Annotated in this window: 26 protein-coding genes and 2 pseudogenes; 14 read left to right on the forward strand and 14 right to left on the reverse strand. The window is 70.8% G+C overall.

The annotated features are described in order from the left end of the window. Nucleotides 1–61: 61 nt before the first annotated feature. Nucleotides 62–1,324, reverse strand: coding sequence for a cytochrome P450 (locus BJF79_RS44730; protein ID WP_262403493.1), 1,263 nt, complete (start codon nt 1,322–1,324; stop codon nt 62–64). Between the two features lie 78 nt (nt 1,325–1,402). On the opposite strand from BJF79_RS44730, the gene BJF79_RS44735 reads away from it, so the two are divergent. Then, nucleotides 1,403–2,191, forward strand: coding sequence for an SAM-dependent methyltransferase (locus tag BJF79_RS44735; protein WP_075906709.1), 789 nt, complete (start codon nt 1,403–1,405; stop codon nt 2,189–2,191). After that, a complete protein-coding gene (locus BJF79_RS44740) occupies nt 2,192–2,839 on the forward strand; it encodes a maleylpyruvate isomerase N-terminal domain-containing protein (protein WP_075906710.1) in 648 nt (215 codons plus the stop codon). A 1-nt stretch (nt 2,840) separates the two neighbouring features. Here the strand turns inward: BJF79_RS44740 and BJF79_RS44745 are convergent, their stop codons facing one another. The 9 genes and pseudogenes from BJF79_RS44745 to BJF79_RS67975 all read right to left on the reverse strand — a co-directional run. Then, nucleotides 2,841–3,668, reverse strand: a complete 828-nt coding sequence (locus BJF79_RS44745) for a mycofactocin-coupled SDR family oxidoreductase (RefSeq protein ID WP_075906711.1) — start codon at nt 3,666–3,668, stop codon at nt 2,841–2,843. Between the two features lie 33 nt (nt 3,669–3,701). Further along, on the reverse strand, nt 3,702–4,091 hold the full coding sequence (locus tag BJF79_RS44750; RefSeq protein WP_262403494.1) for a hypothetical protein: 390 nt from the start codon (nt 4,089–4,091) through the stop codon (nt 3,702–3,704). Between the two features lie 150 nt (nt 4,092–4,241). Next, nucleotides 4,242–4,430, reverse strand: coding sequence for a DUF397 domain-containing protein (locus BJF79_RS44755; RefSeq protein ID WP_075906712.1), 189 nt, complete (start codon nt 4,428–4,430; stop codon nt 4,242–4,244). Then, the gene (locus BJF79_RS67970; RefSeq protein ID WP_410050221.1) at nt 4,427–5,062 is read right to left on the reverse strand and encodes a Scr1 family TA system antitoxin-like transcriptional regulator; all 636 of its coding nucleotides are present in this window, start codon (nt 5,060–5,062) and stop codon (nt 4,427–4,429) included. The genes BJF79_RS44755 and BJF79_RS67970 overlap by 4 nt, the downstream gene beginning before the upstream one ends. Nucleotides 5,063–5,226: 164 nt before the next feature. After that, on the reverse strand, nt 5,227–5,832 hold the full coding sequence (locus BJF79_RS44765) for a hypothetical protein (RefSeq protein ID WP_075906714.1): 606 nt from the start codon (nt 5,830–5,832) through the stop codon (nt 5,227–5,229). Next, nucleotides 5,829–6,143, reverse strand: coding sequence for a hypothetical protein (locus BJF79_RS44770; protein WP_075906716.1), 315 nt, complete (start codon nt 6,141–6,143; stop codon nt 5,829–5,831). Before BJF79_RS44770 ends, BJF79_RS44765 begins: the two co-directional genes overlap by 4 nt. Further along, a complete protein-coding gene (locus tag BJF79_RS44775) occupies nt 6,136–10,908 on the reverse strand; it encodes a caspase family protein (RefSeq protein WP_075906718.1) in 4,773 nt (1,590 codons plus the stop codon). Before BJF79_RS44775 ends, BJF79_RS44770 begins: the two co-directional genes overlap by 8 nt. 311 nt (nt 10,909–11,219) lie before the next feature. Then, a complete protein-coding gene (locus BJF79_RS64500) occupies nt 11,220–11,429 on the reverse strand; it encodes a hypothetical protein (protein WP_262403495.1) in 210 nt (69 codons plus the stop codon). A gap of 80 nt (nt 11,430–11,509) precedes the next feature. Further along, a pseudogene (locus BJF79_RS67975) lies at nt 11,510–11,818 on the reverse strand (hypothetical protein); the annotation flags it as partial. Nucleotides 11,819–11,847: 29 nt separating this feature from the next. Here BJF79_RS67975 and BJF79_RS44785 point away from each other — a divergent pair. After that, a complete protein-coding gene (locus tag BJF79_RS44785) occupies nt 11,848–12,642 on the forward strand; it encodes an SDR family NAD(P)-dependent oxidoreductase (RefSeq protein ID WP_075906739.1) in 795 nt (264 codons plus the stop codon). Nucleotide 12,643: 1 nt separating this feature from the next. Here BJF79_RS44785 and BJF79_RS44790 read toward each other — a convergent pair whose 3' ends face one another. After that, nucleotides 12,644–13,231: a TetR/AcrR family transcriptional regulator gene (locus BJF79_RS44790; protein ID WP_075906722.1), complete on the reverse strand. Its 588-nt coding sequence runs from the start codon at nt 13,229–13,231 to the stop codon at nt 12,644–12,646. An 80-nt stretch (nt 13,232–13,311) separates the two neighbouring features. Between BJF79_RS44790 and BJF79_RS44795 the strand changes: the two genes are divergently transcribed. Further along, a complete protein-coding gene (locus BJF79_RS44795; RefSeq protein ID WP_075906724.1) occupies nt 13,312–14,832 on the forward strand; it encodes a CocE/NonD family hydrolase in 1,521 nt (506 codons plus the stop codon). A gap of 36 nt (nt 14,833–14,868) precedes the next feature. Here BJF79_RS44795 and BJF79_RS64505 read toward each other — a convergent pair whose 3' ends face one another. The 3 genes from BJF79_RS64505 to BJF79_RS44805 are packed head-to-tail and all read right to left on the reverse strand — an operon-like array spanning nt 14,869 to nt 16,864. Further along, a complete protein-coding gene (locus tag BJF79_RS64505; RefSeq protein WP_262403496.1) occupies nt 14,869–15,372 on the reverse strand; it encodes a hypothetical protein in 504 nt (167 codons plus the stop codon). A 2-nt stretch (nt 15,373–15,374) separates the two neighbouring features. Continuing rightward, nucleotides 15,375–16,022: a hypothetical protein gene (locus BJF79_RS64510; protein WP_262403497.1), complete on the reverse strand. Its 648-nt coding sequence runs from the start codon at nt 16,020–16,022 to the stop codon at nt 15,375–15,377. Nucleotides 16,023–16,033: 11 nt separating this feature from the next. Beyond that, entirely contained in the window at nt 16,034–16,864 is an 831-nt protein-coding gene (locus BJF79_RS44805; protein ID WP_075906726.1) for an SDR family oxidoreductase, read from the reverse strand. 92 nt (nt 16,865–16,956) lie between these two features. On the opposite strand from BJF79_RS44805, the gene BJF79_RS44810 reads away from it, so the two are divergent. The 10 genes and pseudogenes from BJF79_RS44810 to BJF79_RS56740 form a co-directional block, all read left to right on the forward strand. After that, a complete protein-coding gene (locus BJF79_RS44810; protein WP_075906728.1) occupies nt 16,957–17,622 on the forward strand; it encodes a TetR/AcrR family transcriptional regulator in 666 nt (221 codons plus the stop codon). Nucleotides 17,623–17,789: 167 nt separating this feature from the next. Then, nucleotides 17,790–18,212, forward strand: coding sequence for a S26 family signal peptidase (locus tag BJF79_RS44815; protein ID WP_262403498.1), 423 nt, complete (start codon nt 17,790–17,792; stop codon nt 18,210–18,212). A gap of 165 nt (nt 18,213–18,377) precedes the next feature. Continuing rightward, nucleotides 18,378–18,518 carry a hypothetical protein gene (locus BJF79_RS56735; RefSeq protein WP_158079495.1) on the forward strand — a complete coding sequence of 47 codons (141 nt, stop codon included), beginning with the start codon at nt 18,378–18,380 and terminating at the stop codon, nt 18,516–18,518. 19 nt (nt 18,519–18,537) lie between these two features. Next, nucleotides 18,538–18,789, forward strand: a pseudogene (locus BJF79_RS67980) (MauE/DoxX family redox-associated membrane protein); the annotation flags it as partial. Between the two features lie 92 nt (nt 18,790–18,881). Next, entirely contained in the window at nt 18,882–19,070 is a 189-nt protein-coding gene (locus BJF79_RS44820; RefSeq protein WP_075906732.1) for a hypothetical protein, read from the forward strand. Between the two features lie 31 nt (nt 19,071–19,101). Continuing rightward, complete coding sequence (locus BJF79_RS44825) at nt 19,102–19,629, forward strand: TlpA family protein disulfide reductase (RefSeq protein WP_075906734.1); 528 nt, start codon at nt 19,102–19,104, stop codon at nt 19,627–19,629. Nucleotides 19,630–19,776: 147 nt separating this feature from the next. Further along, nucleotides 19,777–21,456 (forward strand): ABC transporter ATP-binding protein, encoded by a 1,680-nt coding sequence (locus BJF79_RS44830; protein WP_262403499.1) that lies wholly within the window; start codon nt 19,777–19,779, stop codon nt 21,454–21,456. A gap of 75 nt (nt 21,457–21,531) precedes the next feature. After that, nucleotides 21,532–22,449, forward strand: coding sequence for a hypothetical protein (locus tag BJF79_RS44835; RefSeq protein WP_075906736.1), 918 nt, complete (start codon nt 21,532–21,534; stop codon nt 22,447–22,449). After that, complete coding sequence (locus BJF79_RS44840; RefSeq protein ID WP_143220933.1) at nt 22,446–22,826, forward strand: hypothetical protein; 381 nt, start codon at nt 22,446–22,448, stop codon at nt 22,824–22,826. The genes BJF79_RS44835 and BJF79_RS44840 overlap by 4 nt, the downstream gene beginning before the upstream one ends. A 58-nt stretch (nt 22,827–22,884) precedes the next feature. After that, nucleotides 22,885–23,151: hypothetical protein (locus tag BJF79_RS56740; protein WP_158079496.1), on the forward strand; the 267-nt coding region annotated here is incomplete at its 3' end.

A 23,151-nucleotide genomic window follows, 5' to 3' on the forward strand; every position in this document is an offset into this window, starting at 1 on the left:
CGGCCCGTAAGAACTCCTGACGCAGCGGCGTTCCATGATCGCTCTGCGCCCCCCGGCCGTGTCAGCGGCGGCGCGTGATGCGGGACGGCAGGGACTCGAAGCCCCGGTCGTTGGACGAGCGGACGCGCCTGGCGTTCGCCTCGTCGATCTCGTAGTCGGCGACGAGGCCGGTGATCTCCTCGAAGGCGATCCGGGCCTCCAGCCGTCCGAGGTTCGCGCCCAGGCAGTGGTGCCGCCCGTTGCCGAACGCCAGCGTCGCCGACGTGTCGCGGTCGAGGTCGAACCGGTCGGGATCGGCGAACACCCGGGGGTCGCGGTTCGCGCTCCCGGTGAGCAGCAGGATCCGCGCGTCCGCCGGGATCGTCGTGCCGTGCAGGTCGACGTCCGCGGTCGTGGTGCGGGCGATCGCCTGCGTCGGCGGGTCCCAGCGCAGCGTCTCCTCGATCCAGTCGGGGATCCGCCCGCCGAACGCCGCCGCGCGCGCGTCCGGGTGCCGCCACGCCGCGTTCCACGCGTTGCCGAGCAGCAGCATCGTCGTCTCGATGCCCGCCCCGACCAGCAGGATCAGCACCCCGACGATCTCCTCGGGGGTGAGCCGGTCGGTGCCCTCGGACGCATCGATCAGCCCCGACAGCAGATCGTCCCGGCGCTCCCGGCCCCGCTCGATCGTCAGCTCGGTGTAGTACCCGACGAGCGCGCCGATCGCCTGCAGCGCCTCCGGCGGCAGGTCGTCGCCCTCCTCGGCCCGGTACATGATCGCCATGCCGAGGTCGCGGACCATGTCCCGGTCGGCCTCCGGGACGCCGACCAGCTCGGAGATCACGTCCGTCGGGAACCGCGCCGCGACGTCGGTCATCATGTCGAACGCGTCGCCGTCGAGATGCGGCCGCACGCACTCCCGGGCGATCTCCCGGATGCGCGGCTCCAGCTCCCGGACGCGCCGCGCCGTGAACGCCCGCGACACCAGGCCGCGCATCCGGGTGTGGCGCGGCGGGTCCATCGCGACGAACGAGAAGAACTTCTCGGCCTCCGGCCCCCAGAAAGCGGGCTCCAGCCGCAACCCGTTGACGCTAGAGAAACGGTCCGTGTCCTTCAGCGCCGCAATGACGTCCGCGTGCCGCGACAGGGCCCAGAAATCGTCCTTGTCATTCCGGTAGACCGGCGACTCTTCGCGCAAACTCGCGTACACCGGGTAAGGGTCGTCCTGGATTTCGAAGTCGAAGGGGCTGTAGAAGATGTCCACGGCGATGTCTCCCGGCTCGTCGGCGCCCAGCGGAGACGATCTTGCCTGCTCGCGGGCACGTCCGCCAGCATTTCGCGGCATCCCCGTGCCGGTCGTGCGGCCGTCCGCATTAAAGTGGTCCAAAACTACGGGAGGCGTCCATAGGACGGTTCGCCGGGGATCGATCCGACGAAGGCTCACCCTTCGCGCCGGTACAACTACTGGCTGGGCGGCAAGGACAATTTCGCGGTCGACCGCGAATCCGCCGACACCGTCGCCTCCGGTTTCCCGACCGTCGCGCTAGCCGCCCGCGAGAACCGCAAGTTCATGGCCCGCGCCGTCCGGTACCTCGCCCGCGACGCCGGCGTCGCGCAGTTCCTCGACATCGGCACCGGCCTGCCGTCGGCGGGCAACGTCCACGAGGTGGCCCAGTCCGTCGACCCGGCGGCCCGCATCGTCTACGTCGACAACGACCCCGTCGTCCTCGTCCACGCGCGGGCCCTCCTCACCAGCTCGCCCGAGGGCCGCACCGCCTACATCGACGCCGACCTGCGCGACCCCGCGAAGATCCTCGCCGCGCCCGAACTCGCCGCGACCCTCGACCCGTCCCGTCCGACGGCGCTGATGCTCGTCGCGATCATGCACTTCATCACCGACGACGAGGACCCGTACGGGCTCGTCGCGCAGCTCGTCGACGCGCTCCCGTCCGGCAGCCACATCGTCATCACGCACGCCACCGGCGACCACCTCACCCCCGACGAGTACGCCGCCGCCGAGGAGACGAACGCCCGCAGCGGCGTCCCGTTCCGGCTCCGCAGCCGCGCCGAGTTCGCCCGCTTCTTCGACGGACTCGACCTCATCGACCCCGGCGTCACGTCCGTCGTCGACTGGCGCCCCGACACCCCGCCGGAGCAGCGCCCCAGCGTGGAGGACGTCTCGATGTACTGCGCCGCCGCCAGGATCCCCTGAATGGAACTGTTCACGCGCTCCTGGACGGCGCTGCTCGCGGCGGTCGCCGAACTCCCGGACGAGCACTTCGCGCACCCGTCCGGATGCACCGGCTGGCTCGTCCGCGACCTCGTGTGCCACCTGGTCATCGACGCCCAGGACGTCCTGATCACGCTGGTCACGCCCGCCGACACCGAACCGACCGCGAACGCCGCGACCTACTGGAACCTCGTCGACCCGCCGACCGGCGACGACCCGCTCGACGCGCTGATCCCCCGGCTCGCCGCCGCCTACGGCGAGCCGCGGCTGCTCAAGTTCCACCTGGACGACGTCGGTTCGGCCGCGGGCCGCGCCGCCGCACTCGCCGACCCGTCCGTCCGGGTGAGCACGCAGGACAAGGTGCTGACCGCGGGCGACTACCTGTCCGCGTACGTCCTCGAATGGACCCTGCACCACCTCGACCTGATCGCGCACCTGCCGTCCGTCCCCGGCCCGCCGCCCGCGACCCTCGCGGCGGCCCGCGCGCTGCTGGAGGAGATCGCCGGTTTCCCGTTCCCCGCCGCGTTCACCGACACCGACGCGCTGCTGATCGGCACCGGACGCCGCGCCCCGACCGTCCGGGAGAAGAACACACTGGGCGCCGCGAAGATCCCGTTCGTCCTCGGCTGACCTACAGGGCCGCACCCGCGTCGAGGACCTGCGTGGTGCCGGTGACGTACTTGGCGTCGTCGCTGACCAGGTACAGGACGGCGTTGGAGACGTCGTCCGATTCGAGCGCGGTGACCGGAAGCCGGTTGACGGCCCGCGCCGCCTCCTCGAAGTCCGCACGCGTGGGCTCGTCCAGATCGGGCCGGAACAACCGGTAGGTGGCGTCGTTGAGGACCATCTGGGTCGCGACCGTCGTCGGGTGGACGGTGTTCACCCGGATGCCGTGCGGGGCGAGCTCCTTCGCCATGACCTTCATCAGCATGACGAGGCCCGCCTTCGCGGCGGAGTAGTGCGCGAGGTTCTCGTTCGCGTGGAAGGCGGCGATCGAACTCGTGATGACGACCGCGCCGCCCCGCCCCCCGGAGACGACGTGCGGCACCGAAACCCTGAGCGACTTCCACACGCCGGTCAGGTTGATGTCGATCATCTCCTGCCAGGTGTCCTCGCTCATCTCCAGCGTCGGCGCGGGCGCGGAGATGCCCGCGTTGGCGAGGACGATGTCGAGCCGTCCGAACTCGGCGACCCCCGCCTCGACGGCGGCCGCCAACGCCGAAGAGTCGCGGACATCGGCGTCGCGGGCGACGATCCGCCCCCCGGCGGCCTCGACCAGACGCACCGTCTCGGTCAGATCCTCGGCCGTGGCCAGCGGATACGGGACGCTCGCCGCCTTCGCCGTCGTATCGGTCGCGACGATCCCCGCGCCCTCCCGCGCGAGCCGCACCGCATGGCTCCGTCCCTGCCCCCGCGCCGCTCCGGTGATGAACGCGACCTTGCCGTCCAGCTTGCCCATGGCGCTCTCCCATCCCGAGGATTCCCCGGCAGGCTAAGCCACGGACCGCGCCGCGAGCGGAGGCAGCCGATCCGTCGGCGCGGGAGACCGCCCCTCTTCCAGCCAGAAGAGATAGACCCGCAGATGCATGCCCAACTCCCCGTCGAGGTACGCGGCGTAGCCGCGGGCGGCGGCGGCCGTCCCCTGCCCCGACCGCGCGTCGTCCTCCTCCCAAGCACGCCGGTGGTTTTCCAGGTACTCCCGGATTCGGCCCCGATCCCGCCACCACTCCCGGACGGTCGTCGGCGTCCAGTGCTCGTCGCCGTCGCACCCGTAGCCGACGAAGGGGTCCTCCTCGGCGGCGTCGACGAGCCGCGCGAGTTCCTGCGGCGTCCGGGGCTGGCGGTAGACGTACTCGGTGAAGTACTCGGCCTCGTAGAGCACGAGCTCCGGGGCATTGAGCCGTCCGGTACCGCAGTTGTCGGTATCGCCCCGTAGAACGGGCCGGGCACGTTGAGCCATTTCCGGGCGCGCCACCGCCCGCCGAACGACTCCCGTGCGTCACCGAGCAGCGGCACCGGATCGAAGTAGAGGTCAGGAGTGGAGTTCACCGCGCTTCACCCGCGTCACGAGTTCGGCGAAGCTTGACGGCGACAGGACCAGGTGCCCGGCATCGGGAGCCTTGCTGTCCCGGACGCCGATCGCGAGGGGAAGACGAGCCAACTCGACGCAGCCCTCTTGCCCGGAATCGGCGCTATGGACGGACTTTCGCCACTGGGTCATTGCTGAGCCTCGGTCATTTCTCGGAGCCTGGCACGGGTGGCCTCGGGGGAGAGCGCGCGCCCGCTCGTTCGATCGAACGCAATGGTGAGTCTACGCAGGTCGCCCATTTCGGTCACCAGTCTTCCGCGCGCGGGGGTCTCGACGAACCCGACCTCTCGCTCTGGGGCGCTGAACAGGTGGAACGTGCCACCGAGCCCTTCCTGAGGACCCGCATCGGTCATGAGCAGCCGAAGGGTGACGTGCGGTAGAGCTGCGGCCTTCTCCAGTTTCTCGAACTGGCCGAGTCGGAGAGGCGGCGGAGTGAGCAAAAGAGCGACCTCCGACAGGAGGACGGAGATGCAGGGCGGGTCGGGCCGCGTAAGGACTCCAGGTGATATACCGCGACCGGACGGCCGAAGGGAGTCCGCGCCGCAGTAACGCACCTCGCGTCGAGGGATGTCAAAGGATTCACGTCTCGTCCTCGACTCAGAGGGCGATGCGCGACCAGACCCGCTGGCTTGGGCGTTGCAGCCGATCGGCTGGAGATGCGGCAGGCTGTACGAGCGCGAGGAATTTGCGATGCGGGTGGGTGCACGCCAGCGGTGCGGGGGACCACATGGGCGTCCTTCGTCGGCGTCCTTGCCACTTTCCATGGTTCCTGGGGTTGCCACGGGGATCAGCGACGATTCGCCTTCCTGTTTCCATGTGGCCACGCTGGGGAACCGCTGAGTCAGTGGGCGTGGGCGGCTGCTCAGGCACCGGATGTTCTTCGGATCCTGGGTGACCGGGGCGCCGGTCGGATTGTCGGCGCATGAGGTTACTTGCAGTTGGTGACCCGGTGCATCGTCACGACGGTGCCCGCAGGGATCACACGTGGCGCGGCCGCCGACTTCTCCTTCACGACCAGGTTGCGGGCATCGATCCCGAGCAACTCACCGCACGTGCGTCCGCTGTCGTGCTGGACGTCCATCAACGGGGTCGACGGCTTCTCCTCAGGCCCGAGCCACGTGCAGCCGACGGCGGCCGCCACGCACACGATCGCCAGCGTCGCCAGCCGGGCCGCCCACCGGATCGACGTCGATATCCGCCTGACCTCGGCCATCGTCCATGCCCGGAGTGTCTCGCCCCTGATCTCGAAGTTCTCCCCCGGGCGCCCCGACGCCGCTCGGACGGCGAGGAGCGTCGCGATCACGAGCATCAGGAGGGCGGCCCCGAGCAGGATGGCGACGCCCCAGCGGAATGCCGGCGTGAGCGCGGTGATGTTGTCGCGCCCCTTCACGATGAGGACGGCACTCAGCAGCGCCGTGAGACCGCCCAGACCAGTGCGCCACCCCTCCGCCTGTTTGCGGGCGGTATCAAGCTGCGTGAACTTGAGCTGCTGTGCCTTCTGCGCCCAGCGCTTGCGGTCGAGGCTCTGGCTCACGGCAACTCGACTTCCCAGAACGCTCCGCAACCGTTGTCGATCGCGAACTCGGGACGGTCGGCGTGCATGTGGCCGCAGTCGCAGAACACGGTGGCGTCCTTCGGGAATGTGGACTCGGTTCGTCGGCTGAAGAACCCCTTCGTGCCTCCGGGCATCCCCCGTTCGAAGCGCATGATCGTCCGGCCCCCGCAGGCCGGACAGGCTCCGGCGACCTCGATCCCTTCGGGCACGGAGGTGACTGTGAACTCGCTGCGAACGCCGAAGCCCGTCTCGACGTACGCGATGTCGCGGTGGTGATCGATCTCAGTCAACGACGTCCCCCAGATCGAGCTCGAACAATGGTGCGTAGAGCTTGAGGCGGTCGACGATCCACGACTCCGACTCCTCGGTTTCCTCGGCCGCCTGCCGGAGATGCTCGCGCGTAACCCGTCCGGCGATGGCGGGCTCGTGTCCGTCGAAGAACCTGGTGAGGAGCAACAGGTCCTGCCACCGCACGATCTCGTCGGGAACGTGGTCGGTTGGGTAATTGAGATCGACCCCGATCGGCACGAACTGTGTCAGGCGCCGGTGAATTTCGGACGGTTGCATGCCGAGCCGACCAGATATCTGAGTCAGCGTGAGTGCGTCGAACTCTGATATGTAGAAATCGCTGTCATGTTCGTTGAATGACTTGAGTATGTCCTTGTCGTATTCGTCGGGAAAAATCTGATTGAGTTCCGCGTGGAGGTCCGGGGGTAGATTTGGGAGTGGTGCTCCCAGTTTTCGGTAGGGTTCGAGTATTCCCAGGAAGCCTCCCACTGACTGGCCGAAGGTGGTTGCTCCTCCGACGATGCCCCCAGGAGTAATTGCCCAAGCCGCAGGGCCGTGGCGCTCGAGCCAATGGGATAGTAAGGCCATGTTGAGTTCGGCGTGCGGATATATGTCCTTACTTTCCGCGATCATTGTCGGCATTTCCGTGGCCGGGAACGTCGCGAGGAGTGCAGTGTGGGCGTCGGTTACGGAACACCAAAGGTCTCCGGCCAGGTCGACCAACTCGGGCCAGGAGACGGGTGAGCTTGACCGTGCGAAGGGTATCAGTTTGGTGGCCTGTGTGATACGGCGTTGCGATGAATGGCGTGCGTGAATGATTTGTGTAAGCGTCACGCATGGTTTTTCCGGGGTAAAAATGCGAGTGCGCTGATAAGTGACTCGCCGCATCATTGTCGTCTCGATGAACTCTAGGTCGTCGATCCCTGGTGCGTAGTCGTTGCCCTCGAGGAGAGTTGGGAGTTTGAGGAGGCCGCGTGATTCCAGTCGGGCGAGACCCACATGGACTTCACCCACCGTCGTTCTCACCTTGGAGGCGATCAACACGAGTTGAAGTGGTTCAAGCGATTCGCCGATTGTGCGTACGTGATGAAGGGCCTCGACCTCCACTGGGGTGAGGTCGGCGGGGTAGCTCTCCCGGCTTTCGACCTCGATGCCCAAGGGGGCGAAGGTGTCGCACAAGTCGAGAACCTGCGCCACATCACGTCCGAGGGCGCTGCTCGCTTCCACGATGTGCAGCGGACCGAGCGGAGAATCGATCCAGGGAGGAAATCCGTCCAGGTCGACCGAAACCAGCTTGGCGTCGGCATTGGTGCAGGTGCGGTCGGAAAGTTCTCCGAGAGCGATGTCGGGCTCCGACCAGTCTTGTGGCATGAACTCCGCAGCTCGCGCGAGCACTTGCCCAAGCGGAAGATCAAGTTCGGCCGACGTCTTGACGAGCCAGCCGGCGACCACGCGGTGCGGGGGCTCGCCCGGACGGGACCAGGCCGCAAAAGCGCGAACCAGTGGGAAGTGGCTACGCTTATCGATCGTTATGTCCAAGGATGGGCAGTCGCGCATCTTGGACAAGTTCATGCCAACACTGGAATAGCGTCGCAAGCGCCGCATTCTGGCATTCATCGGCTGCCGGTCATGTACGGTGGCCAGTAGGATGTCGTCGACCTGGGCAGCATCGTCTCGATGGAAATGGGATATGTTTCCCAGCAATTCCCCGTCGATCGGCTCGACAATGGGAAGGCCGTCACCGGTGATCACCTGCGGCGTCGTCTGCGTGTTGGGGTGCGCGCCCACTAGCCGAGCCCAGCGGCCTGCTCGCCATGCGGCGAACCAGCGTGCGAAGTAACGCAGCCAGTTCTCGGGCTTGAAGAGTTCTTGATCGTAGGGCAGGCATCCCATATCGTTCAGGACGACCTCGGCGCCGTGACCCCAGGCGCTACCGACCGGAACGGAAACTCTCTCCGCCACGGCGTACTCGAAAATCTGCTGCGCGATCTCCGGGTTGGACTCGGCGACCTGCCATAGCCAGGAGAGGGTGAAGCCGGGCCAATTAATCAAGTCTGGGAGAGAATGCGATATCTGCTCCCGGACCCATACTCGATCCCACTTGCGCAGTTTCTTGCGGTCCACGGTGAACTGCGGGCGCCGAGTGTCGCGCAGGTTCACAAGCAGGCCGAAGAACTCTTCGTTGGTCCGGATGCCGTCTGCGGCAAGTCCGCCGTCGCCCGAGACCCACCAGAGGTCCTCCCCGTACCTGAGTGATTCGGCCGTCTCGTCCAGGTAACGCAGTTCGCGGGGTTTCCAGATTTCTGTCGTCGAGTCGTGATCGGTGACTTCGACCAGAAAGTCGGAGATCCACAGCAACTTTCGCATGGTGGTGAGGACCGACATGTGCTCGTCGTCGCCCGTGAGGTATAGACGCACGCGGGTGCCACCGGCCGGTAGTTCGTCGGCGGTCGTGATCTGAAACATGCTGCCACTGCTGGCGATATCGACGCGCGACGCTGCATCCGCCACGATTCCGTTCGTTCCCACCGGGCGGGTCACCAAGGTGATCTCGTCGGCAAGCATGAAGTAGCTGAACACTCCGACACCGAACTGACTGTTGGAGATAAGTTGTAGCGGTGGGTCCAGATCCTGCCAGGCGGCCTGCTCGGCTCGGAAGGACTCCCGGTAGACGAACCGCTCGCCCGCGTTCGCGAAGACCTGCTTTAGCGTCTCGATGTCCATCCCGACACCGTTGTCTTCGCACTCGATGTACTCGCGGTCGCCCTCGAATCCCTGGCGAAACGAAATGCACCCAGTCCATGTCCCCGGAAACTTCCCGGAGCGGCGAAGGCCTTCCAGACGAACGTCACGGTACCTGCATGCGTCGAGGGCGTTCTGATATAGCTCCCGGATCGCGAGCGCTGGATCGTCGTACAGTTGGCGGCCCATCAGCAGTTCGCGCACCTTGTCCTCCGCAAGGTGGAAACGTGAGATCGGCACTTCGAACGCGGGAGCGTCGTCCGGACGCCGTTCGGGACGCAGGCCGCGCGCGGTGAACCGAAGCGGCAAGGCCTCATCGATCCGGGCGTCGATCGTCAGCCGCGCTATGGTGTCGCGAGCCCGGCTCGCGCGGGCGACCATGTCGTCGAACGCCGCATGCTGCGCCGGATGGTCGCACGGCATCCGCAGGTCGAGGGCACCGTCGCTCCGGCGTGTCCAGGTGAGCCGGTCGGCGGCGTTCTTGACCGTGGACAGAGGCAGTTCCATGCGGGTGCCGATGTGGTCGGCGATGACTGCGGGCATCCGGCGCAGGTCCGCGGCGATGGTGCCGCTCAGCCAGAGGACACCGGCGAGCGCCCGCCATCGGCCGTCGAGGTGGTCGGCGTTGAGCCGTTCCATGACTACCGAGTCCGCAGGACGGGCTCCGACCGCACGGAGTAGCGCCTCCATCAGCTTCTCGGTCTCGCCTGCTGTCATGCCCATCGCGGCTCCGCCGAGCAGCCGTGCGCCTCGCCGGTAACAGTCGCGCGCGAGGGCACTCTGCCAGACCGACTGGCGTGTGGTGAGCCACTGGTGGACGAGCCACATCGCCAGCGCATCCCGTTCCTCCGTTCGGCCCCGGCGCCCCAGCCCATCCGCACGGCGGACGATCTGCTGGTGCATCTCGTGCGTGATCTCCAGGTCGGTGCGCGCCCCCTGCCGGTAGGTGCGTGTGAAGTCGGTGGGCGCGATGCCCGCCGCCAGCCGGATGCCCTCGGCGAGTACGACTTCGCGAAGAAAGGGGGCGGCGATCAGGACCGCGGCCTCGGCCGGACGGAGTTGCGCCGGTTCGCCGAGCAGAGACGTCATCCGTTCGAGAACGCGGATGGGGTAGTTCTGATCGAACCACGGATCGTCGATCCCGGTGCGGGATCGCAGCACGTCGAAAGCTTCGCCGCAGCCGCGACCACAGTTCTCGACCAAAGACAGGACGGCTTCGCGGGCGCCGTCGAAATGTGAGGGCTCATCGGCGCAGTACGCCCACAGGCCGGTGGTATCGGCTGCCCGCCGCCAGGCGCCGGTCAGCTCGTCGCCATCGCAGATCGGTACGTCCGCGGCGTCGCGGAGCATGGCCGGATGCGGGACGCCCGGGGACTGCTGCAATTCCTCGTTGCGTTTTGCGCGGCGGCGGATCTCCCGAGTGACCTCGTCGATGACCTCCGACAGTGCACGAGCGGGATGGCGACGATCCAAGACCTGTGAGAGCGCCTGGGTAAAGATGCTGTAGGTGTCTGTGTAGTGACAGCGCTGGCCGGGTTCACAACCATTGACGAGGACGAACGAACCGCCTGCCGGGTAGGGGATGCTGCCGCCGACAGGGGCGGGCGCTTCTTTGCGGGCTGGATCGTCTCGGCAGGCGTCGACGAAGAAGACCACGAGTCGGGCGCGGCAGTCGGCCAGATCGTCTGGAGTGACAGGCACCAGGCTCCGCGGGTCCGTCGTGTCCGCATCGCTGGGCACGAGGTGTTCCCGCCCGTCGACGCTGATGCCGTGGCCGGAGAAGTACAGCAGCAACACACCGTCGCGGGGAGCCTGGCTGCACGCCGTGCGAATCTCGCGCCGGATGCGCGTCCTCGTCGGCTCGGGGCCGCCGTCGTCCACGCCGAAGGTGGTCACCGCGTAGCCGGAGGGCTCCAGCGCCCGACGCATGCTGTCGACGTCGTTGCGCACGACATCGCCGATCTCGCTGAACCGGTCGTCATCGCACTGCGGAACCCCGATGAGAAGCGCGTGACGTCCGGACACAGACGGCCCCCCTTGGCCTCGGCAGATCCCGCCCGTGTCCGTTCGGCGCGGGCTTCGCGGGTGGCCATTTTCTCGGGTGCCGATGGCGTACTTGACCGGCTTGGCCGGTTCCGGTCGGACGCCGTGTGGGCGGATGGACCAGGGCCGGGGCACATCTCGGGACGCGCCCCGGTTGCGACTGATTGTGTCGCCGTCCGCGTCACCCCGCGTAGCGGTCGGGGCTTCTCGTCCCGAGCGTTCTAGCGGACCTCGTCCGGGCGGGCCGACAGGACGGCCGCGGACGGGTGGGTGGGGGCCTAGGCAGCAGGCGATCAGTAGGGCGAGAAGACGGTGCGGTAGACGCGGTTGGCTAACAGCGCGGGCGAGACGGACAGGTGCGGGGAGCGGACGGTGCGCCGTCCGATGAGTACGAGGGCGGTCGCCAGGGGGCTGCCCCAAGGTGTTGGGAAGGACGGGCCGGTGAATTGCGCCTGCGTGATGCCGAACAGCAGGAGCCCGCTGCCGAGGCTGAGGGAGGACACCGCCCGCGAGGTCGAACGGGGACGCGCCGGTCGGGGCGTTGGCGGGCAGCACGCGCATGGCCGCGCGGCAGTGCGAGGGAGGGGACGAGCGTCAGCCAGAGAAGTGCCGACCAGCCGAAGAGCTGGCCGACGGCGGGTCCGACGGCGGTGCCGATCCTGGAGCCCGCGGAGACGACGCCGATCGCGAACCCGCGGCGGTTGGTGGGCACCAGCAGGGTGACCGCGATGATCGATAGAACGGGATCGTGGCCGCGCCCGATACGATCCGGCCGAGGGCGAGGACGGCCAAGCTCGGGGCGAACGAGCTGAGCCGGCTCCTGGCGGCGGAGGCGAGGAGCGCGAGGCAGAAGAGTCGTCGCGGGCGCAGAAATTCGGCATCCGATGCGCAGGAGGCGGCTGGGCGGGCATGGTCCTCGGCATGGACATCGATCTGAGCGGACGGACCGCCTTCGTCAGCGGGTCCACCAAGGGCATCGGACGCGCCATCGCCGCGGGGCTCGCGCGGGCCGGGGCGTCCACCGTCGTCAACGGACGTTCGGAGGGGAGCGTCGCCGCGGCGCTGGACGGGCTGCGGGCGGAGCTGCCGGGCGCGGACCTGCGGGGAGCGGTGGCGGACGTCGCCACGGCGGAGGGCGCCGAGGCGGTGCGGGAGCAGGTGCCCGACGTCGACATCCTGGTGAACAACCTCGGGATCTTCGGGGCGCGGCCCGTGCTCGACATCGACGACGCGGAGTGGCGACGGTACTTCGAGGTGAACGTGCTGTCGGGCGTGCGTCTCGCGCGCCTTTATCTGCCGGGCATGACCGCGCGGGGGTGGGGGCGGGTGCAGTTCATCGCGAGCGACTCGGCGGTGACGATTCCGGAGGAGATGGTGCATTACGGCGTGTCGAAGACGGCGCTGCTCGCCGTGTCGCGCGGCTACGCCAAGGCCGTCGCGGGGACGGGCGTCACGGTCAACACCGTTCTCGCGGGGCCCACGCATACCGGGGGCGTCGAGGATTTCGTCGCCGAGATGGTCGGGGACGACCTGCCGTGGGACGAGGCGCAGCGCCGGTTCATGGCCGCGCACCGTCCGAACTCCCTGCTCAAGCGGCTCATCGAGCCGGAGGAGATTGCGAACATGGTCGTCTACCTGAGTTCGGCGCACGCGTCGGCGACGACGGGCGGGGCGGTGCGGGTCGACGGCGGGTACGTCGACGCGATCCTGCCTTAGGTCATTCCTCGCGGGGGGCCGCGCAGAGGCGGTCGAAGGTTTCGACGAGGGCGGCCATGTCGAGGGACGGGTCGAGGAGCCACTGGAGCTGCAGGCCGTCCGACACGGCGAGGAGGAGGCGGGCCATGTGCGCGGCGTCCTCGTCGGCGCGGACCTTCCCGTCCCGGCGGCCGGTCTCCAGGCCGCGGACGATCGTGGCCGTGAGGTCGCGGTAGCGGTCGGCGAAGAACGCGTGGGCCGGATGGGACGGGTCGGTCGCCGCGGCGGACAGCGAGACGAACAGGCGGACGAGGCCCGGCTGGTCCATGTTGTTCCGGACGGTCCGGGCGACGGCCTCGCCGGGGCCCTCGGCGGGTCCGCAGGCCGCGAGGTCGAGGGTGTCGCGGCGGCGCAGGACGGCGAGGAGGAGTTCCTCGCGGGAGCCGAAGTAGTGCAGGACCCCGGCCTGTGACAGGCCGACGCGGTCGGCGATCTCCTGCAGCGGCGCGTCGCCGCGTCCGGCGAACACCTCCAGCGCGGTGTCGAGGATCTGCTCCCGTCGCCGGACGCCCTTGCGGTACGGGCCGCGCGGTTTGCGTTGGGTCGTCACCCGCCCGACCGTACTGCAGAGCCGGAAATGAGACGGTTTCGTGTCTGGACGCGAAACCCGAATGGAATTAGGTTTCCGGCATGCCTTCCAAGATCGCGGCCCTGGTGGCCGGAAGCGTGCTCCTGTCCGCCGGGTTCGCGGCCGCCCCCGCCATGGCGGAGGAGGCGGCGGGGCGGACGGTCGAGGTCGAATCGTTCGACGGGACCGGGATCGTCACGAACTTCTTCCCGGCGCCCGGCCTCGGCGAGGGCGAGCGCGCGGAGTCCGTGCTGCTCGGCTCGGGGTTCGGCGGGCGCGGCGCGACCGACCCGGAGGCCGGTGAGCTGGGCTACCTGCTGGACGCCGGGTACAACGTCGTCACCTGGAACCCGCGCGGGTTCGGCTCCGAGGGGCAGGTGCGGATCGACGATCCGCGCGCCGAGGGACGGGACGTGCGGGCGCTGATCGACTGGATCGCGAAGCAGCCCGAGGCGGAACTGGACGGGCGGGGCGACCCGCGGCTCGGCATGGCGGGCGGCAGCTACGGCGGCGCGATCCAGCTCGTGACGGCCGGGCTGGACGACCGGGTCGACGTGCTCGTCCCCGGGTACACCTATTACTCGCTGAACGACGCGCTGTACCCGAACCGGACGATCAAGGCCGGATGGGCGTTCGGGCTGTGCTCGGCGGGCCTGCAGAACGGCAACGAGTTCCACCCGCGGGTGTCGTCGATCTGCTGGCGCGCGCTGACCACCGGCGAGGTCACGAAGCCGGACGAGACGTGGATGCGCGAGCACGGTCCCGACTTCCTCATGCGGAACATCGACGTCCCGACCCTGTTCGTCCAGGGCGTCACCGACACCCTGTTCCCGGTGAGCCACGCCATCGCCGGGTACCGGACGGTCAAGGCGAACGGCGTACCGGTCAAAATGGTGTGGACGTGCGGCGGCCACGCGAACTGCATGGACGCCGAACACGACCCGTCCGTCGACCGCGAGGCGACGCTCGCGTGGTTCCAGCGGTATCTGCGGGGCGACAGGAGCGTCCGGACGGGCCCGGAGTTCACGTACCCGGACAACACGGGCGTCCGGCACTCGGCGGCGGCGTTCCCGCCCCCGGCCGCGGAGCCCGCGCGGGGGACGGGTTCGGGCACGACGCTGTTCAGCCCGGCGGACAACTCCGGCGCCATGTTCACCGGCGGCTACTCGCACAACCGGATCGAGATCCCGATCGACGCGCCGTCCGGCGGGGTCCTCGTCGGCGCGCCCGAGCTGACGATGAAGTACCGGGGCCGGGCGACGGACGCGACGACGTCGGTCTACGCGCAGCTGATCGACGCGAGCGTCCCGGTGCCGGCCGACCTGCCCGCGTCGGTGCTCCCGCCGCTGGCCGAGGGCGACCCGCAGGTCGTCAACGGGATGGTCACCCCGGTGCCGGTCACGCTGGACGGCGCCGCGCACGAGTTGACGATCGACCTGGAGGCCGTCGCGTGGCGCCTGCGCCCCGGCTCGAAGCTCAAGCTCCAGATCGTCCCGAACAGCGCCGTGTACAACCAGCAGCGCGCCGCCGGATGGATCGACGTGACGTCCGCGTCCGTGACCGTCCCCACGACCGGGGGCTGACGTTCCCGCCGGGCCCGGGCCGGGCCCGGCGGAGTCCTACGCCAGCACGCAGTGGGTCTTGCTGAAGATCGTCGGCATGCACTTGTTGCAGTGGATGCACAGCGACGTCGTCGACGCGTCCGCCTGGATGCGGTTGATCAGGTCCGGCTCGCGCAGCAGGGCGCGGCCCATCGCGACGAACTGGAAGCCCTCGGCCATCGCCCGGTCCATCGTGGCGCGCTCGGTGACGCCGCCGAGCAGGACGAGCGGCAGGTCGAGGGCCGCGCGGAACTGGCGGGCGCTGCCGAGGAGGTACGCCTCCTCGTACGGGTACTCGCGGATGAACTTGTCCCCGACGAGCCGGATGCCGAGCTTCAGCGGCTGCTTGAACGTGTCGGCGAACTCGCGCACCGGGGCGTCCCCGCGGAACAGGTACATCGGGTTGAGCAGCGAGCTGCCCGCGGTCAGTTCGAGGGCGTCGACCGAGCCCTCCGCCTCCAGCCACTTCGCGACCTGGATGCTCTCGTCCAGCCAGAACCCGCCGGGGACGCCGTCGTCCATGTTCAGCTTGGCGAGGATCGCGATGCGGTCGCCGACGGCCTCGCGGACGGCGCGGGCGCGAGCGCGACCTTCGCACGGTTCGCGAGGGAGCCGCCGTACTCGTCCGTCCGCTTGTTGATCTTCGGGGAGAGGAACGAGCTGGCGAAGTAGTTGTGCCCGAGGTGGATCTCGACGGCGTCGAAGCCGGCCTCGATCGCCATCAGCGCGGCGTTCGCGTGGGCCTTGGTGACGCGCTCGATGTCGGCGCGGGTCGCGGCGCGCGTCATCTGCATCGACATCGGGTTGAACGACTTGCTCGGGGCGATGCCCGGGACGCCGTTGGAGCGGCCGTTCGCGACCGGCCCGGCGTGCCCGATCTGCGCGGACGCGGCGGCGCCCTCGGCGTGCACGGCGTCGGTGAGGCGGCGCAGGCCGGGCATGGCCTCGGGGCGCCAGTGGATCTGGTCGTACTCGGTGCGGCCGTCGGGCGCGACCGCGCAGTACGCGACGGTCGTCATCGCGACGCCGCCCGCCGCGTGCGCCCGGTGGAACTCGATCAGGTCGTCGGTGACGAGGGCGCCCTTGGTCATGCCCTCGAAGGTCGCGGCCTTGATCGTCCGGTTGCGGAGGGTCAGGGGGCCGAGGCGGGCGGGCTCGAAGATGTCGGTCATGTTCGCCTCCGTCAGAAGGTCAGCGGGGTCGGCTGCGCGTCGGGGCGCATGGCGGCGTCGGTGCCGCCGTCCACGAACAGGACGGCGCCGGTGGTGAAGCGGGCCTCGGGCTTGAGGAACTGGTGCACCCAGAACGCGATGTCCTCGGGCTCGCCGAAGATCCCGAGCGGCATCGGGGTCGGGAAGTCGTCGGGGTCGTGGTCGGCGGCGGCGCCGGTCGAGCCCGTCATCAGCGGGGTGAGGACGGCGCCGGGCGCGATCGCGTTCAGCAGGACGCCCTGCCGCGCCCACTCGGGCGTGACGGCGGTGCGGCGCACCCAGCGGGCCAGCGCGAACTTCGAGGACGCGTACGCGATGATCGACGGCGGCGCCAGTTCGGCGATCTCCTTCGGCATCGCCGCCGCGGCCTCGGCGGCGCGGGCGCGCGCGGCGTCCTCGTCCCCGGCGAGGGCGTGCTCGACGAGCGCGTCGTCGATCAGCGGGACGGTCGTCGCGGAGTTCGACGCGATCGCGACGGCGCGGCCCGCACCGGAGCGGGCGAGTGCGGGACGCAGGCCGTCCAGGACGGCGACGGGCCCGAAGTAGTTGATGGACATCACGGCGGACGAGTCCGGCATGTTCGGCCCGACGCCCGCGACGGCCGCGACGCCGTCGAGCGTCCCGCCGCTGATCGACAGGACCTCGCGCACGGCGGACGCGCGCCCCGCCGCGGTGCCGAGGTCGGCGACGACGTCCGCGTCGCGCAGGTCGACCCCGATGACGGTGTGCCCCGCCTCGACCAGGACGGCCTTGGTCGCCGCGCCCATGCCCGACGCGGATCCGGTGACTGCGAAGGTTCCCACGCTCGGTCTCCTCACGAATTTCGGCAAGCGTCTCACCCACCATTCAATCACTGATTGACATGTGATGGCACCGGGTGTGATGCAATGTCCGCATGGCCCCCACCTCGTCTTCCACCAGCGAGCCCTCGACCCGCGACCGGCTGCTCGACGCCGCCGAACGCCTCTTCCTCGCCAAGGACGCCGACCAGGTGTCGGTCCGCGCCATCAACGCCGAGGCGGGGCTGAACCCCGGCGCCGTCCACTACCACTTCGGCTCCCGCGAGGGCCTCGTCACGGCGCTGCTCGAACGGGAGCTGCTGCCGCTGTGGGCGGAGCGGCTGGAGGACATCGCCCGGCGGTCGGCCGCGAGCGAGGACGGCGGCGCGGCGTTCGCCGTCGCCGACCTCGTCGCCGCGATCGTCGAGCCGTTCGAGGAGCTCACCCGCACCGCCAAGGGCCGGATGCTCTGCCACCTGCTGGCCCGCTCGGTGCTGGCGGCGGCGCGGCTGCCCGCCAGCTCGCCCTGGTTCGGGCAGGCGCCGTTCGAGGTCATGCTCGGCCGCGCGCTCCCGGACCTGACCGTCCGGGAGGTCGCCGACCGGTGGCGGCTGGCGTTCACGCTGCTGCTGGAGATCTACGGTCGCGCGGTCGCGCCCGTCCCCACGTCCGTCGCGCCGCTGCCGGAGACCGCGACCGTGATCGCCTTCACGACCGCGGGCCTGTCCGCGCCCCCGGCGGACCGCGGACGGGCGCGCGCCGAAGCCCCGCGCTCCACGTGACGCGAGCCCGCCCCGGCGGGCGGCGGGGCTACCTTTGTCGCCCATGATCGCAATGTCGACTTCTCCCGGACGGCGGGCCCGCGTCGAGGCGGGCGCGGCGCGGCCTCGCTCGCGGCGGTGGCGGCGGGGGCCTTCGCGGCGGTCCGCTGGGCGCGCGCGGCAACCTGGTGGTCGTGACCGTCGCCGGGACGAGCATGCTGCCCGCGTTCGGCGACGGCGACCGTCTCCTCGTCCGCAGGCGGTCGCTCCGCGACGTCCGGTGCGGGGACGTCGTCGTGCTGGAGCCTCCCCTCGACGGCCCCTACGCGCCGGGGCCCGCCGGGCCGGACGGCCGGATCTGGAACGTCAAGCGCGTCGCCGCCCTGCCCGGGGACCCGCTGCCGCCGGGCGTCCCGGGCGCGGACCGGACGGTGCCGCCCGGGGCCCTCGCGGTGCTCGGCGACAACCCCGACAGCGTCGATTCCCGCATGCGCGGGCTGTTCTCCGGCGACCGGCTACTGGGCGTGGTGGTGCGCCGCTTGAACGTTGCCGGGGCCCCTTCTAAACCACCCGTCCCATGGCAACAAGCACCAAGATCAGGCGAGCGTTGAACGGTAAGTTCACAAGATCGGCTCCCGGGGGAAAACGGCTCCTTGTCGACGGTGATCGCCGGGGTTAGCTTCTGCTCAGCGAGCGCCGATCATCCCGGTGAGAGGCGCGCCGCGGCCCGGTATCCCGCAGCCGGAACCCCCACCGGCTCGACCAGAGGAGCCCCCATGATCCGTGCAGTCAACCGCCTCGGCGACCGCATGCTCGGCAAGATCCTGCCCGGCAAGACCGCCAGTGCCGACGCGTGCTGGTGGACCCGTACGGGCATCCACTGCTGCATCTACGCCGGCATCACGACCTGCCACTAGAAGCCGGTACCCCGCCATCATGCAGTACGTCGCGCTGGCCGCCCGCTGCGTCCTCGGAACGATCTTCCTGGTCGCGGTGCTCGGCAAGGTCCGCGGCCGGACCGCGTTCCGCGAGTTCGGGCTGTCGGTGCCCGGCCTGGCCCCCCGCCTCCCGCGGACGGCCACGGCCGGCGCGGTGGTGGCCGCCGAGTCGGCCGCCGTCGTACTGCTGGCGATCGACGGGACGGCACCGGCCGGCCTCGCGCTGGCAGGTGCCGTCCTGCTCGTCTTCGCCGCGGCCGTCCGCGCGCGCTCCGGGCCGGCCGGGGCGCGACCTGCCGCTGCTTCGGGACGCGCGCGGACCCGATCGGCCGCGTCCACGTCGTGCGCAACCTCGCCCTCACCGCCGTCGCCGCCGCCGGTCTCGCCGCGCACCTGGCGGCGCCGGGGCCGGTGCACCCGGCGGGCGCGGTCGTCGCGATGGCGGGCGCGGGCGTGCTCACCCTGGTGTTCATCTTCTTCGGCGAGCTGACCGACCTGCTGATCGCGCCGTCCGCACGCGCCCCGCGATGAGAAGGCCCGGCCTCGCCACAAGGGACCATCGTTGCCTTACCTCGTCGCGGGCGTCGTCTTCGTCGGCCTCCTCTGCGCGTTCGACCTGATCCTCACCCTGGCGGTCGTCCGCCGCCTCCGCGAGCACGCGGCGCTGCTGGAGGGCGCCCACGCGCCGCCCCCGTTCACGCCGATCGGCACCGCGCTGCCCGAGTTCGCCGGTACCGCCGTCGACGGCACCGCCGTGGACCGCGCCTTCTTCGCCGAGCCGACGGTCGTGGCGCTGTTCTCCACCGCCTGCGCCTCCTGCCGGGAACGCCTGCCCGAGTTCACCGAACGGATCCGGCACCTGGACGCCCGGCGCGTCCTCGCCGTGATCGAGGGGGACCGGGACGGTGCGCGACCCTACGTCGACGCGCTGTCCGCGCTGGCCACCGTCGTCGTCGAACCGGCGGACGGGCCGGTGCACACCGCGTTCGGGCGTCCGGCGACGCCCAGCTTCTACGTCGTCGGCGAGCGCGCCGCGGTGACGTCCGCGACGCTGCTGCCGTCCGGGCTGCCCGTCCCGGCGGGCGCGTGACCGGCCCCGGCCGTGGTGGAGGCTCCGGCGGGACGGTGCGGCGGGCCGCGACGGTCGGCCGCGCTGGCGTGGCGGGCGCACCCGTGGCGGACCGGCCGCGGCGGTGCTCCTCGCCGTCCTCGCCGGGCTCGCGCCCGTCGCGACGGCGTGGCTGACCAGCTCGTCCTGGACGCGCTCGCGGGCGGGGGCGACCGGGACGTCCTGCCGTTCCTCGCCGCCGGGCTCGCGCTGTGCGGGCTGTGCGTGATCGTGCTGCCGCACGCGTCCACCTACGCGCAGGCGCAGCTGCGCCGGGCGGTGCGTGCCCTGGTCATCGACCGGCTGTTCGGCGCGGTCGGCGCCGACCCGGGGCTGCGCCGGCTGGAGAGCCCGGCGTTCCAGGACACGCTGCGGCTCGCGCACGAGTCCAGCCAGAACGCGCCCGACCGGCTGATCGTCGGGGCGCTGACCATCGGGCAGTCCGTCATCACCATGTCCGGCTTCGTCGGCACACTGCTGGTGATCAATCCGCTGCTGGTCGCGGTGATCTGCCTGGCGGCGCTGCCGTCGATCTGGATCCAGCTCGGGCTCAGCCGGGAACGCGCCCAGACGATGTGGCGGATCAGCCCCGGGATGCGCCGCGAGGTCTTCTACGGGGGGCTGCTGACCAGGCCCGAGGCGGCCAAGGAAGTGCGGCTGTTCGGGCTGGGAGACTTCTTCCGCACCCGGATGCTCAGCGAGGTCCGCGCCACCAACGACGCCGAGCGCCGGGTCGACCTGAAGACGCTGCGCGGCCAGAGCCTGCTGGCCCTCGCGGGCAGCGCCGTCGCGGGCGGCGGCCTGGTGTGGGCCGTGCGGGAGGCCGCGGCGGGCGGCATCACGGCAGGCGACGTGACCGTGTTCGTCGCCGCCGTCGCCGGGGTCCAGACGGCGCTCACCTCGATCGTCGACCGGTGGGCGGACGCGCACAACGCCCTGCTGCTGTTCGGCCACTTCTCCACCGTCGTGACGGCCGAGCCCGAACTGCCCGTCCGCTCCGACCCCGTGCCCGTCCCCGAGCTTCGGGAAGGCATCGAGCTGCGCGACGTCTGGTTCCGGTACAGCGACGAACATCCGTGGATCCTGCGTGGGATCGACCTGTTCGTCCCGTTCGGTACGAGCGTCGCGCTGGTCGGCGTGAACGGTGCGGGCAAGAGCACGCTCGTCAAGCTGCTGTGCCGCCTGTACGACCCGGACAAGGGCTCGGTCCGCTGGGACGGCGTGGACCTCCGCGACATGGACCCGGCGGAACTCCGCGAACGGATCGGCGTCGTGTTCCAGGACTTCATGGAGTACGACCTCACCGCCGCCGAGAACATCATGCTGGGCGACCTCACCGCCGGCGACGACCCGGAACGGATCCGCGCGGCCGCCGAGCGGGCCGGGGTGCACGAGCCGCTGGAGGCGCTCCCGCACGGCTACGACACGATGCTGAGCCGGATCTTCGGCGGTCAGGACGAGGAGTCCGGCGTCGCCCTGTCCGGCGGGCAGTGGCAGCGCCTCGCCCTCGCCCGCGCGTTCCTCCGGCAGAACCGCGACCTGCTGCTGCTGGACGAACCCAGCTCGGGCCTCGACGCGGACGCCGAGCACGCCGTCCACGCGTCGCTCCGGCGGCACCGGCACGACCGGACGAGCGTCCTCATCTCGCACCGCCTCGGCGCCGTCCGCGACGCCGACCTCATCGTCGTCCTGAGCGAGGGCCGCATCACCGAACGCGGGACGCACGACGAACTGATGGCGCGGGACGGCGAGTACGCGCGCCTCTTCACCCTGCAGGCCAGCGGCTACGAGACCCGCGCCCCCACCTGACGTCCGCCGCCCGGCGCCGCCCGCCGCCGTCCGGCCCCGTGGACGGGCCGGACGGACGGTGTCAAACTGCGAGTCATGGACGGGACCGCCCGCAGCGACGGCCCGCGCGGCCCGCTGATCGTGCTGATGGGTTCGGGGGAGACGACGCCGACGATGGTCGGCGTGCACCGCGACGTCGTCGCGCGGGCCCGTCCGGCGGGCGCCGTCGTGCTCGACACGCCCTACGGCTTCCAGGAGAACGCCGCCGAGATCTCCGCGCGGGCGCGCGACTACTTCGCGCGCAGCGTCGGGCTCGACGTCGACGTACCGTCCGGTCTGCGGGGAGACGTCCGGGAATGGGACGGCGCCTGCGCGGGCGACCCCGAAGCCGGGCTCGCGGCGGTCCGGGCCGCCGACTGGATCTTCGCCGGGCCCGGCAGCCCCACCTACGCGCTCGCCTGCTGGCGCGGCGGCCCGGTCGGCGACGCCCTAGACGACCACGCCCGCACCGGCCGCGCCGCGCTCGTGTTCGCCTCCGCCGCCGCCTGCACGCTCGGCGCCTGGGCGATCCCCGTCTACGAGATCTACAAGGCGGGCGCGGCGCCCCACTGGACGCCCGGCCTGGACGTCCTCGGCCGCCTCGGCCTGCGCGTCGCGATGATCCCGCACTACGACAACGCCGAGGGCGGCACCCACGACACCCGGTACTGCTACCTGGGGGAACGCCGTCTGCGGATCCTGGAGCGGGACCTCCCGGACGACGCCGCCGTGCTCGGCCTCGACGAGCACACCGCCGCCGTCATCGACGCCGGACGCGACCGGGTGCGGGTGCGCGGGCGCGGCGTCCTGACCGTCCGGCGCGCGGGACGAGCACGACCGTCCCGGCGGGGGAGGCGATCACGCTGGGCGAACTGCGGGCGCTCGTGCGGGGCGAGTCCGCGCCCGCCGCGCGCCCGGCCGCGTCGCCCGCGCCGGAGGCCGGGCCCGAGACCGCCACCCTGCGCGAGACGGTGACCGGCTGCGAGGCCCGGTTCGCGGACGCGCTCGCGTGCGCCGACGTGGACGCGCTCGTCCGCGCCGTCCTGGAGATCGAGGCGGCCGTGGCGCGCTGGGCGGGCGACACCGAGGAGGACGAGGGCGGCACCGAATGGGCCCGCGACGTGCTGCGCAGCCTGATCGTCCGGCTCGGCCGGGCCGCCGGGGACGGGCTGCGCGACCCCCGCGAGGCCCGCGCGCCGCCGTGGACGCGCTCGTCGCCGTCCGCGCCACGCCTGCGGAGCGCGGGGGAGTACGGCGCCGCCGACGCCATCCGCGCCGCGCTCACCGCCGCCGGGCTCGAACTCCACGACACCCCGGACGGCACCCAATGGGAGCCCGCGGCAACGTCCTGACCTGCGTCTTCCCCGGTCCGCGCGACGAGCGCACGAACGCGTCTGGCATGCTGTTGCGATGGGTTCGCAACAGGTCGTGGACGCGCCCGCCGCCGTCGCCGTCGAGGCGATCGCCCTTCGGGTCACCCCCGACGGCGGCCTCGCGCACCGCTCCGCGACCGGCCCGCTGCCCGCCGGACGGCACCCCGACGCGGTCGCCCGCGACCTGCTCGGCCTCCCGCCCGGCACCACCGCGCACCTCCTGCACTCGACGAGCTGGCGGCACGAGCCCGGCGGCCGCGTCCGCCCTCACCTACGCCTGCTGCCCGGACCCGCGCCCCGGCCT

Source organism: Actinomadura sp. CNU-125 (assembly GCF_001942465.1).
Classification (GTDB): domain Bacteria; phylum Actinomycetota; class Actinomycetes; order Streptosporangiales; family Streptosporangiaceae; genus Spirillospora.